The organism is Streptomyces sp. Root431 (assembly GCF_001426585.1).
GTDB lineage: Bacteria > Actinomycetota > Actinomycetes > Streptomycetales > Streptomycetaceae > Streptomyces > Streptomyces stackebrandtii.
Map to the genome: position 1 here is coordinate 190,813 of NZ_LMEI01000006.1, position 13,252 is coordinate 204,064.

Sequence of the window (13,252 nt, forward strand, 5' to 3'; positions counted from 1 at the left end):
GCTGCATGTCCTCTACGGGTCAGTTGCCGACGCGGCGGCGGACGTCCTGGAAGGCGGTGTAGTTGGCGATCAGCTCGATCTGCCCGGGCGGGGCCATGGCGACGGCCTCGTCGAGCGTCTCGCAGACGCGGAAGTCCACGCCCGCGACCTCCAGGCGGACCGCCAGGTCCAGCTTCCGGTCGCCGATGACCATGATCGGGTGGCCCGCGAGCCGCCCGTAGTCCACGTCCCACAGCCAGGAGGTGTCCGTGCCGTCGGCGCCGCGCGCGTTGACGGAGAGGATCACCGGGGTCGGCGGCTGGTCGATGAGGGAGAACGTCTCCAGCCAGCCTGCCGGGTTCTTTGCCAGCAGCAGGCGCAGGTCGCGGTTCTGGAAGGAGACCACGTCATAGCGTCCGGCGACGGCCTGCACCTGGTACATGCGCTCCAGGGCCACCTGCGGCGGCACCCCGAAGACCGCGGCGACCGCGGCGGAGGTGGCGGCGTTCGCCTTGTTGGCGCGGCCGGGCAGCTGCAGGCGGATCGGCCAGGCCGAACCGTGCGGGTCGAGCACGTGGTCGCCGCTGAGCGCCCAGCTCGGCGCGGGACGGCGGAAGCCGCACTCGCCGCAGAACCAGTCGTCGCCCGGACGCTGCATCACACCGCCGCAGGCGGGGCACGACCAGGCGTCGTCCTTCCACTCCTGGCCCGCGGCCACCCACACCACGTTGGGGGAGGAGGAGGCGGCCCACACGATGAGCGGGTCGTCGGCGTTGGCGATGACCACGGCCTTGGTGCCGTTGAGGCCCTCGCGCCACTTCTCGGCGAGCATCCGGGTCTCGGCGGCGCGGTCGAGCTGGTCGCGGGAGAGGTTGAGCAGCGCGATCACCTTGGGCGTGGTGTCGCGGGCGACGCCGGCGAGGTACTTCTCGTCGACCTCGATGACGCCGTACTTGGCGTCCGAGCCGCCGGCCAGCGCCGAGGTGATGCCCGCCGGCATGTTGGCGCCGAGCGCGTTCGAGACCACGGGGCCGGCGGCGCGGAGCGCCTCGGCGATCAGCCGGGTCGTCGTCGTCTTGCCGTTGGTCGCCGACACCAGGACGACGTCCAGGTGCTGCGCGAGCCGCCCGAGGAGGTCCGGGTCGAGCTTCAGCGCCACCTTGCCGCCGATCACGGATCCGCTGCCGCGCCCGGCCGCACGCGACACCGCGGCCGCGGCCTTGCCCGCCGTCACGGCCAGCTTGGCGCGCGGCGAAAGCGGCTCTGGATTACCGGGGTGTCCTGACATCGTTCTTGTTCCTCCTTGCGTCGGTCCGGGCTCAGCCTATCGAGATCCGGCCAGCAGCCCGAACAGCGGCACCGCCGAGAGGCCGTGCGAAACAGCCTGGTCACGGCGGACCGTACCCTTACGGCCATGCGAAACCGCCCCATCCCCGGCAGTTCCGGCCTCGTCCGAGCGATGACTCTGCTCGGCGACCCCGTCCTGCACACTCCCTGCGCGCCCGTCACCGACTTCGGCCCCGAACTGGCCCGGCTCGTCGAGGACATGTTCGCCACGATGTACGCGGCGCACGGCGTGGGTCTGGCGGCGAACCAGGTCGGCGTGGGCCTGCGGGTGTTCGTGTACGACTGCCCCGACGACGAGGACGTGCGTCACCTGGGACATGTGGTGAATCCGACGCTGGTGGAGGCGGACGGCGACGTGATCCGGGGCCCGGAGGGCTGTCTCTCCCTGCCGGGCCTGGAGGCGCCGACGCCGCGATTCGACCGCGCCGTGGTGGAGGGCGTCCGGCTGGACGGCACTCCGGTACGGATCGAGGGCACGGGTTTCTTCGCCCGCTGCCTCCAGCACGAGACCGACCACCTGGAGGGCGGGGTCTATGCCGACCACGTGACGGGGTGGCGCAAGTCACGTCTGCTGCGCGCGATCCGCAAGCAGCCGTGGGGCGCCGACGCGTCCGTACTGGAGGGTTCCCGCTGAACCCGCGGGGCCCACTCGCCGGGACCCGGCGAGTGAGCCGAAGGGGCGCGGCCGGGGGAACACCCCCGAGCGCGCGGAGCCTCCTGAGGAACGAAGGAGGCGAGCACGGTCGGGGGCGTTCCCCCGGCCGCGCCCCGGAGGCGAACCGAGCCTTCTAAAATCCGGGCCCGCCGGCCAGGTCGTCGGCCGCCGCGAGGCGGCCCCACAGGAGGTCGGCGAGGCTGCTGACGAGCTCGGCGCGGGAGCAGGGGCGCTCGCCGAGCCACCAGTCGCCGGCCGCGTGCATCATGCCGACGATGCCGTGGCCCCAGATCCGGGCCTGGACCTCGGCGGCGGGGCCGAGGTCGACGCGCTCGGCGATGACCTGGCCGAGCTCCTCGCCCATGCGGCGCAGCAGCGGGGCCGAGTGGCGGCCGACGTCGAAGCCCTGCTCGGACTGGTGCGACTCCTCCGCCGGGTGCATGAGGAAGCGGTAGACCTGGGGCATCGCCTCGATCGAGGCGAGGTACGTGTCGAGGGTGGACTCGACGCGGCGGCGCCGGTCGGCGGGGGCGTCGAGCGCGGCCCGGAGCGCCGAGAGGAGCGCGTCGGTGTGGCGGGTGGCGAGGGCGCGGTAGAGGCCGCCCTTGTCGCCGAAGTGCCGGTAGAGGATCGGCTTGGTGATGCCGGCCTCCGCCGCGATGGCGTTCATGGACGCCTTGGGTCCGTCCCGGAGCACCACCCGGTCCGCCGCCTCCAGCAGTTCGCGCCGTCGCTGTTCCACGGGCTTCTGCTGGTCGGTGGTCCGGTGTGTGATGTCCATAAGCGTGTCTCCCCGCCCGTGCGATTCCGTGAGGCTGTCGCAACGTAACACCCGAGCGGTGTTCGGTGCCGGGCGGCCCGAACCGCTCCGCCGCAGGTTGACAGCCCGTACCCGCCGGTAACAGACTGCTGTTACCGCAAGTAACGTACTGCTGGGAGGGAACTATGGCCGAGTTCACGCTCGAACTCAACGACGACCAGAAGCAGGTCCGCGACTGGCTGCACGGTTTCGCCGCCGATGTGATGCGTCCGGCCGCGGCCGAATGGGACGAGCGTGAGGAGACCCCCTGGCCGATCATCCAGGAGGCCGCCAAGCTCGGAATCTACTCCCTCGACTTCTACGCCCAGCAGTTCTTCGACCCGACCGGCCTCGGCGTCCCCATGACGATGGAGGAGCTCTTCTGGGGCGACGCGGGCATAGCCCTCTCCATCGTCGGCACCGGCCTCGCCGCCGTCGGCGTCCTCGCCAACGGCACCGAGGAGCAGATCGGCACCTGGGTGCCGGAGATGTACGGCGACGCGAACGACGTCAAGGTCGCCGCCTTCTGCTCCTCCGAGCCCGACGCCGGCTCCGACGTCGCCGCCATGCGGACCCGGGCCGTGTACGACGAGGCCAAGGACGAGTGGGTCCTCAACGGCACCAAGACCTGGGCGACCAACGGCGGCATCGCCAACGTCCATGTCGTCGTCGCCGTCGTCGACGCCGAGCTCGGCTCCCGGGGCCACGCCTCCTTCATCGTGCCGCCGAACACCCCCGGCCTCTCGCAGGGCCAGAAGTTCCAGAAGCACGGCATCCGCGCCTCCCACACCGCCGAGGTCGTCCTGGAAGACGTCCGCGTCCCCGGCCACTGCCTCCTCGGCGGCAAGGACAAGCTCGACGAGCGCCTCGCCCGGGCCCGCGAGAAGGCGAAGGCGGGCGGCGGCGAGCGCGTGAAGAACGCCGCCATGGCCACCTTCGAGGCCTCCCGCCCGGCGGTCGGCGCCATGGCCGTCGGCACCGCCCGCGCCGCGTACGAGGTCGCCCTCGACTACGCGAAGACCCGCGTCCAGTTCGGCCGCCCGATCATCGAGAACCAGGGCGTCGCCTTCCAGCTCGCCGACATGGCCACCCAGATCGACGCCGCCCGCCTCCTCGTCTGGCGTGCCTCCTGGATGGCCACCGCCGGCAAGCCCTTCACCGCGGCCGAGGGCTCCATGTCCAAGCTGTACGCGAGCGAGGTCGCCAAGCAGGTCACCGGCCAGGCCATCCAGATCCTCGGCGGCAACGGCTACACCCGTGAGTACCCGGTGGAGCGGATGCACCGCGACGCCGCGATCTACACCATCTTCGAGGGCACGAGCGAGATCCAGCGCATGGTGATCAGCCGCGCGCTCGCGAAGTAGCCGAAGCGGACAAGGCGGGGCGGACGAGGCGGGGAGGACGAGGCGGGGAGGATGCGGCGGGGCGGACCCGTCCCGCCCCGTCCCGCCCTCCCGGGATCTCCGCTGCTCACACGAGACAGAACTCGTTGCCCTCCGGGTCCTGGAGCACCACCGCGTAGTAGTCCATGCCGTTCGGCTCGTCCATCGCGTACAGGATGGTGGCGCCCAGGGCCGTCAGGCGGGCGACCTCGCCGTCCACGCGCTCGCGGCGCAGTGCCAGCGGGACGCCGCGGCCGCCGCCGACCTTGAGGTCGAGGTGGAGCCGGTTCTTGACGGTCTTGGGCTCCGGGACCTTCTGGAACCAGACGCGGGGACCCGCGCCCTTGGGGTCGACGATGGACTCCGGCAGCTCCCCGGCGTCCTCGCCCAGCTCGTCCTCGGGCACGCCGATCGCCTGCCAGTACTCCCGCCAGGTGGCGTGTCCCTCGGGCGGCGGATCCGGGATGTACCGCAGCGCGTCCAGCCAGAACGGCACGAGGCGCTGGGGGTCGGCGCAGTCGATCGTCAGTTGCAGCGTGAGCTCGGGTCGGTTCATGGAACGAGCCTCGCAGACGCCACTGACAGCCGCCCGGGACGGACCAACCGCCCACATTCGGACGGGTGTTCACCCCGGCCTGCCTGTGGGTTACTTCCTGGGGGAGAATCGCCCCGACGGTGACGATCAAGGGGGAACCGATCATGGCCACCACCACCCGGGCCGAAGCGCCCGAACTCGCGGGACTTCCGCTGCTCGGCTCCATGTTCGACCTCAAGAACGACTCCCTGGGCACCTTCCTGCGGGCCCAGCGCGAGCACGGCGACGTCGTCCGGATCACCGCGGGGCCGCCCGGGATCCGCGCCACCGTCTACGGCGTCTTCTCCGCCGAGGGCGCGCAGCAGGTCCTCGCCGGCGAATCGGCCAACTTCCGCAAGGACAACCACTTCTACCAGGAGGTCCGCGAGTCCTTCGGGAACGGCCTCCTCACCAGCCAGGACGAGGACTACCTCCGCCAGCGCCGACTCGTCCAGCCCCTCTTCACCAAGCGCCGCGTCGACGGCTACGCCGCCGCGATCGCCGCCGAGGTCACCGCCCTCATGGCCGAGTGGCCCGAGGAGACGGACTCCGTCGTCGACGTCCTCCAGGAGATGACCCGGCTCGCGCTCCGCGCCGTCGCCCGCATCCTCTTCGGCACCGACGTCGACGCGGCCGTCGAGGTCGTCGAGAACTGCTTCCCCGAGGTCGGCGCCTATGTGCTCCGCCGCGGCTACTCCCCGCTCAACACGCCCCGCGACTGGCCGACCCCCGGCAACCGCAGGGCCGCCGCCGTCCACAAGGCGCTGTACGAGGTCTGCGACCGGATCATCGCCGAGCGCCGGGAGTCCGGCCGCGCCCCCGGCGACGGACAGGACCTCCTCACGCTCCTCGCCGAGACCGAGAGCGCCGAGGACGGCAGCTTCAGCGCCACCGAACTGCGCGAGCAGGTCCTCGTCTTCCTCGTCGCCGGCCACGAGACGACCGCGACCTCCCTCGGCTTCGCCCTCCACCTCCTCGCCCGTCACCCGGAGGCCCTGAAGCGGGCGCACGAGGAGGTCGACCGGGTCCTCGACGGCCGCACCCCCGGCGCCGCCGACCTGGACTCCCTGCCGTACGTCACCCGGGTCCTCAAGGAGGCCATGCGGCTCTTCCCGGCCGCGCCGGTCATCGGCCGCCGTGCCGTCGCCGCCACCGAGATCGACGGCGTGACCATCCCGGCGGGCGCGGACGTCATCGTCGCCCCGTGGGTCACCCACCGCCACCCCGCCTACTGGGAGGACGCGGAGCGCTTCGACCCCGACCGCTTCACGCCCGAGGCGGAGGCGGCCCGCCCCCGGTACGCCTGGTTCCCCTTCGGCGGCGGCCCGCGCGCCTGCATCGGCCAGCACTTCTCGATGCTGGAGTCGGTGGTCGCCCTGGCGATGATCCTCCAGCGGTACGAGTTCGACGCCGTCGACGCCGAGGTGCCGGTCGCGCCCGCGATCACCCTCCAGGCGGCGGGCCCGGCCCGCTGCCGGCTCCGCCCGCGTACCCCCCGTACTCCCTGAGAACGCCGCTGCCCCCGGACACCGTCGGCCGACGGCGTCCGGGGGCAGGTCGGTCCGCCTCAGGCGAGCTGCGCCTCGATCGCGGAGACGACCTCCGCGGCCTCCGGCTCGGTGCGCGGACGGAAACGGGTGATCCCGCCGTCCTTGCCGATGAGGAACTTCTCGAAGTTCCACTGGATGTCTCCGGCCTCGCCCTCGGCGTCCGCGACCCGGGTCAGCTCCGTGTAGAGCGGGTGACGGCCCTCGCCGTTCACGTCCGCCTTCTCCAGGAGCGGGAACGACACCCCGTACGTCGCCGAGCAGAAGGTCTGGATCTCGTCCGCGCTGCCCGGCTCCTGGCCCGCGAACTGGTTGCAGGGGACACCGAGCACGGTGAAGCCGCGCTCCCCGTACGCCTTCTGCAGCCGCTCCAGACCCGCGTACTGCGGGGTCAGGCCGCACTTCGAGGCCACGTTCACGACGAGGACGGCGTGGTCCCGGTAGTCGGCGAGGGAGACGGGCTCCCCGGTCAGGGTCTTCAGGGGGATGTCGTACAGGCTCATGGACCGCTCCAGGGGGAAATGGGGTTTGATCTCACCATGGGTGACGAACGACTGGCAATCGCGATCGATTCCGCTGAGCAGGAAGAACCCGGCCGGGTCTGCTGCCGCCTCTGCGGCCGCCCCCTGACCGGCGCGGACTCCCGCCGTACGGGCCTCGGGCCGACCTGCGACGCCAAACTCCACCCGCCGGGCCCCGACATCCGCTCCCGCCGCCACGAAGTGGAGCAGGACCCCCTGCCCGGCCTCGACCGGGCCCTGTAGGGACCGGCGGGCGCCGCCCGGTCTCAGCTGCCGGGCTTCATGTCGTACGTGACCCACATGGTGCGGGTCGCCACCCGGTCGTACTTCGAGCGGGCCCGGTGGTTGTCGTCCGCCGTGATCCAGCGTACGACGCTCCAGCCGCGCTCGGCCGCGATCCCGCGCAGGGCCGCCAGCAGCAGGTCGGCGGCGCCGGAGCCGCGGCTCTCCGGGGCGACGAACAGGTCGTCGAGGAAGCCGCCGGTGGTGGCCGAGAGCGGCCGGGCGAAGGGCCGGTAGTGGGTGAGGCCGACCAGCCGGCCGGCGCCGTCCTCGGCCACGAGGGCCTCGACCTCGTGGCCGGGGTCGTTCACCCACGACCAGACGCGCTCGGCGGCCTCCTCGCTCTGTTCGACCTCGTAGAAGTCGGCGTAGCCGCGGTAGAGCGCGCGCCACTGCGGGAAGTCCTCCGCGCGGACGGCACGGACCTGGAGATCGGTCGACATCACTGCACACTTTCCTCGGGCGGATCAGGGAGGGGGAATCAGAGAACGATCATGCTGGAGACACATGATCCTGTGCTCTGCCACCCTGTCGAAAGCGAGGACCCCGAAACGCCCGGATGGACCGTTGACCGTCAGCCGTCGTAGGCGCGGAACAGGCCCTCCTGGACCACCGACACCAGGAGCCGCCCCTCGCGGTCGTAGATCCGGCCGCGCGCGAGCCCCCGGCCGCCGGTCGCGATCGGCGACTCCTGGTCGTACAGGAACCACTCGTCCGCCCGGAACGGCCGGTGGAACCACATCGCGTGGTCCAGCGACGCCATGTCGAACCCGCGCGGACCCCACAGGGGCTCCACCGGGATCCGGACCGCGTCCAGGAGCGTCATGTCCGAGGCGTAGGTGAGCGCGCAGGTGTGGACCAGCGGGTCGTCGCCCAGCGGCCCCACGGCCCGCATCCACACCGCGGAGCGCGGGTCCGCGCCCTTGGCCTCCTCCTTGGTCCAGCGCAGCCGGTCCACGTACCGGATGTCGAAGGGCTGGCGGCGGGCCATCCGCTCCAGGGCCTCCGGCAGCGCCCCCAGGTGCTCGCGGATCTCGTCCGCGAGGTTCGGCAGGCTCTCCGGGTCGGTCAGGTGCCGCGGCGGCAGCTGGTGCTCGAAGGCGCCCTCCTCGGGCTTGTGGAAGGAGGCCGTCAGATTGAAGATCGTCCGCCCCTCCTGGACCGCCGTCACCCGGCGGGTCGTGAACGACCGGCCGTCCCGCACCCGCTCCACCTGGTACACGATCGGCACCCCGGGCCGGCCCGGCCGCAGGAAGTAGGCGTGCAGAGAGTGCACCGGCCGGTCGCCCTCGGTGGTCCGGCCGGCCGCCACCAGGGCCTGCCCGGCGACCTGCCCGCCGAAGACCCGTTGCAAAGACTCCTGCGGGCTGCGCCCACGGAAGATGTTCACCTCGATCCGCTCCAGATCGAGCAGATCGACGAGCCTTTCGGCGGGATTGGTCACCGTCACTTCTCCTTAGAGCTGTCCGACGGACGTCACGCGCACGATCGCCCGCCCCTCCTCGTCGGAGGCCGCGAGATCCACCTCCGCGCTGATGCCCCAGTCATGGTCGCCGTTCGGGTCGGCGAAGGTCTGCCGGACGCGCCACAGGCCGTGCGCCGCGTCCTCCTCGATGGCGAGGAGCTTCGGTCCGCGCGCGTCCGGACCCGTACCGAGGTCGTCGTACTCGTCCCAGTACGCGTCCATCGCGTCGCCCCACGCGTCCGCGTCCCAGCCGGAATCCGCGTCGAGGTCGCCCAGCGCGTCCACGTTGTCGAGGGCCGCCAGCTCCACCCGGCGGAACATCGCGTTGCGCACGAGGACCCGGAAGGCGCGGGCGTTCGCCGTGACCGGCTTGACCTGGTCGGCCTTCTCCTGGGCCTCCTCGGCCGTCTGGATCTCGGGGTTCGCCAGCTGCTCCCACTCGTCGAGCAGCGAGGAGTCCACCTGCCGCACCATCTCGCCCAGCCAGGCGATCAGGTCCTCCAGGTCCTCGGTCTTCAGGTCGTCCGGGATGGTGTGGTCGAGCGCCTTGTACGCGCTCGCCAGGTAGCGCAGCACGATGCCCTCGGTCCGCGCCAGCTCGTACCAGGACGTGAACTCCGTGAACGTCATGGCGCGTTCGTACATGTCACGGATGACCGACTTCGGCGACACCGGGTGGTCGCCGACCCACGGGTGCGACTTCCGGTAGACGTCGTACGCGTGCCAGAGCAGCTCCTCCAGCGGCTTCGGGTACGAGATCTCCTGGAGCCGCTCCATCCGCTCCTCGTACTCGACGCCGTCGCGCTTCATCTGCCCGACGGCCTCACCGCGCGCCTTGTTCTGCATCGCGGCGAGGATCTGGCGCGGGTCGTCGAGCGTCGACTCCACCACCGACACCATGTCGAGGGCGTACGACGGGGACTCGGGGTCCAGCAGGTCGAAGGCGGCCAGCGCGAACGTCGACAGCGGCTGGTTGAGCGCGAAGTCCTGCTGGAGGTCGACCGTCAGCCGGATCGTGCGGCCCTCGGCGTCCGGGGTGTCCAGCTGCTCCACCACACCGCCGTCGAGCAGCGAGCGGTAGATCGCGATGGCCCGGCGGATGTGCCGCAGCTGCGCCTTGCGCGGCTCGTGATTGTCCTCCAGGAGCTTGCGCATCGCCTCGAAGGCGTTGCCCGGGCGGGCGATCACCGAGAGCAGCATGATGTTGGTGACCTTGAAGCGCGAGGTCAGCGGCTCGGGCTCGGAGCCGATCAGCTTCTCGAAGGTGGTGTCGCTCCAGGCGACGAAGCCCTCCGGCGCCTTCTTGCGGACCACCTTGCGGCGCTTCTTCGGGTCGTCGCCCGCCTTCGCGAGCGCCTTCTCGTTCTCGATGACGTGCTCGGGCGCCTGCGCGACCACGTAACCGGCGGTGTCGAAGCCGGCCCGCCCGGCCCGGCCCGCGATCTGGTGGAACTCACGGGCCCGCAGCGTGCGCACCCGGCTGCCGTCGTACTTCGTCAGCGCCGTGAACAGCACCGTACGGATGGGCACGTTGACGCCGACGCCCAGCGTGTCCGTCCCGCAGATCACCTTCAGCAGACCGGCCTGGGCCAGCTTCTCGACGAGCCGCCGGTACTTGGGCAGCATGCCCGCGTGGTGGACGCCGATGCCGTGGCGGACGTACCGCGAGAGGTTCTGCCCGAACTTGGTGGTGAAGCGGAAGTTGCCGATCAGCTCGGCGATCCGGTCCTTCTCCTCGCGCGTGCACATGTTGATGCTCATGAGCGACTGGGCCCGCTCGACGGCCTGCGCCTGCGTGAAGTGGACGATGTAGACGGGGGCCTGCTTGGTCTCCAGGAGCTCCGTCAGGGTGTCGGTGATCGGCGTGAGCTCGTACTCGTACGAGAGCGGAACCGGCCGCGTCGCCGAGCGGACCACCGAGGTCGGCTTGCCGGTCCGCCGGGTCAGGTCCTTCTCGAACATCGACACGTCACCGAGCGTCGCCGACATGAGGATGAACTGCGCCTGCGGCAGTTCGAGGATCGGGATCTGCCAGGCCCAGCCGCGGTCGGCCTCCGCGTAGAAGTGGAACTCGTCCATGACGACCTGGCCGATGTCGGCGTACTTGCCGTCCCGCAGCGCGATCGAGGCGAGGACCTCGGCCGTACAGCAGATGACCGGCGCGTCCGCGTTCACCGAGGCGTCGCCGGTGAGCATGCCGACGTTCTCCGTGCCGAAGAGCTTGCACAGGTCGAAGAACTTCTCCGACACCAGCGCCTTGATCGGCGCCGTGTAGAAGGTGACCTGGTCGTTCGCGAGGGCCGTGAAGTGGGCCCCCGCGGCGACGAGCGACTTCCCGGAGCCGGTCGGGGTGGACAGGATCACGTTCGCCCCGGACACCACCTCGATCAGCGCCTCCTCCTGGGCCGGGTAGAGCGTGATGCCCTGGTCCTCTGCCCATGAGGAGAAGGCCTCGAAGAGGGCGTCGGGGTCGGCGGTCGGCGGAAGCTGATCGATAAGGGTCACGCCCCCCATCTTGCCTGGATTCCGCCCGGATGAGGGAACCGGCGGCCGGGCTCCTTGATCACGGACGGTAGGCTCGTCCGTCGACCGGTCGTCAACTGAGCGCCGGCACACGAGAAACGGGGCGGCAGCAACCATGATGGGACCGGCGCACTCACTGTCCGGAGCGGCGGCCTGGCTGGGTGTGGGAGCGGCCGCGGCCGCCTTCGACAAGCCCATGCCGTGGCCGGTCCTCCTCGTCGGGGCCCTCATCTGCGCGGGCGCCGCCCTCGCCCCGGACCTCGACCACAAGTCGGCGACGATCTCCCGCGCCTTCGGCCCGGTCTCGCGGGGCCTCTGCGAGGTCGTCGACAAGCTCTCGTACGCCGTCTACAAGGCCACCCGCTCCTCGGCCGACCCCCGCAGGTCCGGTGGGCACCGCACCCTCACCCACACCTGGCTCTGGGCCGTTCTGATCGGCGCCGGCGCCTCCGCCGCGGCGGTCACCGGCGGCCGGTGGGCGGTCCTGGCCATCCTCTTCGTCCACCTCGTCCTCGCGGTGGAGGGCCTGCTGTGGCGGGCCGCCCGGATGTCGAGCGACGTCCTGGTCTGGCTGCTCGGCGCGACCAGCGCCTGGATCCTCGCGGGCGTCCTCGACAAGCCCGGCAACGGCGCGGACTGGTTCTTCACAGGGCCCGGCCAGGAGTACCTGTGGCTCGGCCTGCCGATCGTCCTCGGCGCCCTCGTCCACGACATCGGCGACGCCCTGACGGTCTCCGGCTGCCCGGTCCTGTGGCCCATCCCGGTGGGCCGCAAGCGCTGGTACCCGATCGGCCCGCCCAAGGGCATGCGCTTCCGGGCCGGCAGCTGGGTCGAGCTGAAGGTCCTCATGCCCGCCTTCATGGTGCTCGGCGGGGTCGGCGGAGCCTCGGCACTCGGCTTCTTCTAGTAGTTCACGGGCACGAACAGCGCCGTCGCGGGGGAGCCCGCGACGGCGCTGTTCCGATTCTCAGCTCAGCCGGGCCGTGGCGTAGACCTCGATCGCGTCCCGCTGGTAGGCGGCGAGACCCGTGGCGATCGCGTCGTACGCGGCGTGCCAGACGTCGTTGTCCACGCAGGCGCGGCCGATCGCCCGGTACTCCTCGGCCGAGACGGTACGGAGCTCGGTCAGCGCCCGGTACTGGGCGTCGATCTCGGCCTGCACCGGCTCGGCGCCGGGCGCGTGGCCCGCGGCCATGAGCTCGGCCAGCCGGATCATCTGGGCCGTGCGCGCGCGGTGCGCGGCGTCGGCGTCGGTCCGGCTCATGGTTGCCGCGCGCCGACGGTAGGAGCTGCCGCAGCGGCAACTTCAACCCCGCTGTCCGGCGGATCACGGCCGGGGGACGTCCAAGGTCCTGAGCAGCTGGTCCAGTTCCTCCTGGAAGAGTTTGTCCGGGCTTGCGGTCTGGCGCCGTAGGTGCCCGTACACCTCCAGGGTCACCAGGCCGTGGAGATGGCCCCAGACGCGCAGCGCCAGGGCGACGGCCGCGGGCGGCAGGTCGGGGAAGGCGGGGCGCACCTTGTCGAGGAGTCCGGCGTCGAAGTCGGACCAGGCGAACGTGCTGTCCCGGTAGAGGGGTTCGGCGTGCGGCCAGGCCGCAGCGGCGAGCCCGGCGAGGCCGGTGCACACCCGGCGGGCCGCGTCCGGGGCGGGTCCGCCCTCCGGGGCCCGGTAGCCGGGGACGGGATCGCCGTAGATCAGCCGGAAGCCCTCCGGGTTGGCGAGGGCCCAGTCGCGGAAGGCGCGGGACCAGGCGAGGATCCGGGCGGCCGGGTCCTCGGCGGTGGTGTTCGCCCAGGCCGCGTCGACGGCGTCGGCCAGCGCGGAGTACACGTCGTCGATGAGCGTGGTGACCAGGTCGTCGCGGGTGGCGAAGTAGCCGTAGATCGCGTTGGCCGTCATGCCCATCTCGCGGGCGATGGCCCGCAGCGTGATGGCGTCGGGTCCGCCGGAGGCCATCAGGCGCAGGGCCGTGGCCTTGATCTCGGCCGTCGTCTCGGCGCGGAGCCGCTCGCGGCGTCCCCGGCCGGCCGGCGGCGTCCCTGTCCGTGCTTCCGAAGTCCCGGTCATCCGGGAACCCTACCTCTCCACTGAGGGGTGTAGGAAAACTGCACGCCGTGAACTTCACGGCGTATAGTTTTCTCACGGCGTCACGCCACAGTGGTGTCACGCCAGAGCCG

Annotated in this window: 13 protein-coding genes and 1 pseudogene; 5 read left to right on the forward strand and 9 right to left on the reverse strand. The window is 71.5% G+C overall.

Going from position 1 to position 13,252, the window contains the following annotated elements; genetic code table 11:
- Positions 1 to 19 precede the first annotated feature (19 nt).
- Positions 20 to 1,267: a MurT ligase domain-containing protein gene (locus tag ASC82_RS05360; protein ID WP_056642286.1), complete on the reverse strand. Its 1,248-nt coding sequence runs from the start codon at positions 1,265 to 1,267 to the stop codon at positions 20 to 22.
- A 126-nt stretch (positions 1,268 to 1,393) separates the two neighbouring features.
- Between ASC82_RS05360 and def the strand changes: the two genes are divergently transcribed.
- Entirely contained in the window at positions 1,394 to 1,960 is a 567-nt protein-coding gene (def, locus tag ASC82_RS05365; protein WP_056642289.1) for a peptide deformylase, read from the forward strand.
- Between the two features lie 154 nt (positions 1,961 to 2,114).
- Here the strand turns inward: def and ASC82_RS05370 are convergent, their stop codons facing one another.
- On the reverse strand, positions 2,115 to 2,762 hold the full coding sequence (locus ASC82_RS05370) for a TetR family transcriptional regulator (RefSeq protein WP_056642292.1): 648 nt from the start codon (positions 2,760 to 2,762) through the stop codon (positions 2,115 to 2,117).
- A 164-nt stretch (positions 2,763 to 2,926) separates the two neighbouring features.
- On the opposite strand from ASC82_RS05370, the gene ASC82_RS05375 reads away from it, so the two are divergent.
- The gene (locus tag ASC82_RS05375) at positions 2,927 to 4,144 is read left to right on the forward strand and encodes an acyl-CoA dehydrogenase family protein (protein WP_056642295.1); all 1,218 of its coding nucleotides are present in this window, start codon (positions 2,927 to 2,929) and stop codon (positions 4,142 to 4,144) included.
- A 106-nt stretch (positions 4,145 to 4,250) separates the two neighbouring features.
- On the opposite strand, the gene ASC82_RS05380 is transcribed toward ASC82_RS05375, so the two are convergent.
- A complete protein-coding gene (locus tag ASC82_RS05380) occupies positions 4,251 to 4,718 on the reverse strand; it encodes a VOC family protein (protein WP_056642298.1) in 468 nt (155 codons plus the stop codon).
- Positions 4,719 to 4,861: 143 nt separating this feature from the next.
- Here ASC82_RS05380 and ASC82_RS05385 point away from each other — a divergent pair, with 143 nt between their 5' ends.
- Positions 4,862 to 6,244, forward strand: coding sequence for a cytochrome P450 (locus tag ASC82_RS05385; RefSeq protein WP_056643280.1), 1,383 nt, complete (start codon positions 4,862 to 4,864; stop codon positions 6,242 to 6,244).
- A gap of 59 nt (positions 6,245 to 6,303) precedes the next feature.
- Here the strand turns inward: ASC82_RS05385 and ASC82_RS05390 are convergent, their stop codons facing one another.
- Positions 6,304 to 6,786 (reverse strand): glutathione peroxidase, encoded by a 483-nt coding sequence (locus ASC82_RS05390; RefSeq protein ID WP_056642301.1) that lies wholly within the window; start codon positions 6,784 to 6,786, stop codon positions 6,304 to 6,306.
- Positions 6,787 to 6,822: 36 nt separating this feature from the next.
- Here ASC82_RS05390 and ASC82_RS05395 point away from each other — a divergent pair, with 36 nt between their 5' ends.
- Positions 6,823 to 7,047, forward strand: coding sequence for a DUF6011 domain-containing protein (locus ASC82_RS05395; protein ID WP_024755712.1), 225 nt, complete (start codon positions 6,823 to 6,825; stop codon positions 7,045 to 7,047).
- Between the two features lie 23 nt (positions 7,048 to 7,070).
- On the opposite strand, the gene ASC82_RS05400 is transcribed toward ASC82_RS05395, so the two are convergent.
- The 3 genes from ASC82_RS05400 to ASC82_RS05410 all read right to left on the reverse strand — a co-directional run bounded on the left by ASC82_RS05400 (position 7,071) and on the right by ASC82_RS05410 (position 11,056).
- Positions 7,071 to 7,529 carry a GNAT family N-acetyltransferase gene (locus tag ASC82_RS05400; protein WP_056642304.1) on the reverse strand — a complete coding sequence of 153 codons (459 nt, stop codon included), beginning with the start codon at positions 7,527 to 7,529 and terminating at the stop codon, positions 7,071 to 7,073.
- Positions 7,530 to 7,660: 131 nt separating this feature from the next.
- On the reverse strand, positions 7,661 to 8,530 hold the full coding sequence (locus tag ASC82_RS05405) for an acyl-CoA thioesterase II (RefSeq protein ID WP_056642307.1): 870 nt from the start codon (positions 8,528 to 8,530) through the stop codon (positions 7,661 to 7,663).
- Between the two features lie 12 nt (positions 8,531 to 8,542).
- Positions 8,543 to 11,056, reverse strand: a complete 2,514-nt coding sequence (locus ASC82_RS05410; protein ID WP_056643283.1) for a DEAD/DEAH box helicase — start codon at positions 11,054 to 11,056, stop codon at positions 8,543 to 8,545.
- A gap of 133 nt (positions 11,057 to 11,189) precedes the next feature.
- Between ASC82_RS05410 and ASC82_RS05415 the strand changes: the two genes are divergently transcribed.
- Positions 11,190 to 11,981, forward strand: a complete 792-nt coding sequence (locus tag ASC82_RS05415; protein ID WP_056642313.1) for a metal-dependent hydrolase — start codon at positions 11,190 to 11,192, stop codon at positions 11,979 to 11,981.
- Positions 11,982 to 12,041: 60 nt separating this feature from the next.
- Here ASC82_RS05415 and ASC82_RS05420 read toward each other — a convergent pair.
- Together ASC82_RS05420 and ASC82_RS05425 are read right to left on the reverse strand one after the other, a co-directional pair.
- Positions 12,042 to 12,353 (reverse strand): annotated as a pseudogene (locus ASC82_RS05420) (TipAS antibiotic-recognition domain-containing protein); the annotation flags it as partial.
- 48 nt (positions 12,354 to 12,401) lie between these two features.
- The gene (locus tag ASC82_RS05425; RefSeq protein WP_056642315.1) at positions 12,402 to 13,142 is read right to left on the reverse strand and encodes a TetR/AcrR family transcriptional regulator; all 741 of its coding nucleotides are present in this window, start codon (positions 13,140 to 13,142) and stop codon (positions 12,402 to 12,404) included.
- Positions 13,143 to 13,252 lie beyond the last annotated feature (110 nt).

Coding starts and splice junctions, on each gene's coding strand:
- ASC82_RS05360 (WP_056642286.1), bottom strand. CDS start 1,267: ATGTCAGGACACCCCGGTAATCCAGAGCCGCTTTCGCCGCGCGCCAAG.
- def (WP_056642289.1), top strand. CDS start 1,394: ATGCGAAACCGCCCCATCCCCGGCAGTTCCGGCCTCGTCCGAGCGATG.
- ASC82_RS05370 (WP_056642292.1), bottom strand. CDS start 2,762: ATGGACATCACACACCGGACCACCGACCAGCAGAAGCCCGTGGAACAG.
- ASC82_RS05375 (WP_056642295.1), top strand. CDS start 2,927: ATGGCCGAGTTCACGCTCGAACTCAACGACGACCAGAAGCAGGTCCGC.
- ASC82_RS05380 (WP_056642298.1), bottom strand. CDS start 4,718: ATGAACCGACCCGAGCTCACGCTGCAACTGACGATCGACTGCGCCGAC.
- ASC82_RS05385 (WP_056643280.1), top strand. CDS start 4,862: ATGGCCACCACCACCCGGGCCGAAGCGCCCGAACTCGCGGGACTTCCG.
- ASC82_RS05390 (WP_056642301.1), bottom strand. CDS start 6,786: ATGAGCCTGTACGACATCCCCCTGAAGACCCTGACCGGGGAGCCCGTC.
- ASC82_RS05395 (WP_024755712.1), top strand. CDS start 6,823: ATGGGTGACGAACGACTGGCAATCGCGATCGATTCCGCTGAGCAGGAA.
- ASC82_RS05400 (WP_056642304.1), bottom strand. CDS start 7,529: ATGTCGACCGATCTCCAGGTCCGTGCCGTCCGCGCGGAGGACTTCCCG.
- ASC82_RS05415 (WP_056642313.1), top strand. CDS start 11,190: ATGATGGGACCGGCGCACTCACTGTCCGGAGCGGCGGCCTGGCTGGGT.
- ASC82_RS05425 (WP_056642315.1), bottom strand. CDS start 13,142: ATGACCGGGACTTCGGAAGCACGGACAGGGACGCCGCCGGCCGGCCGG.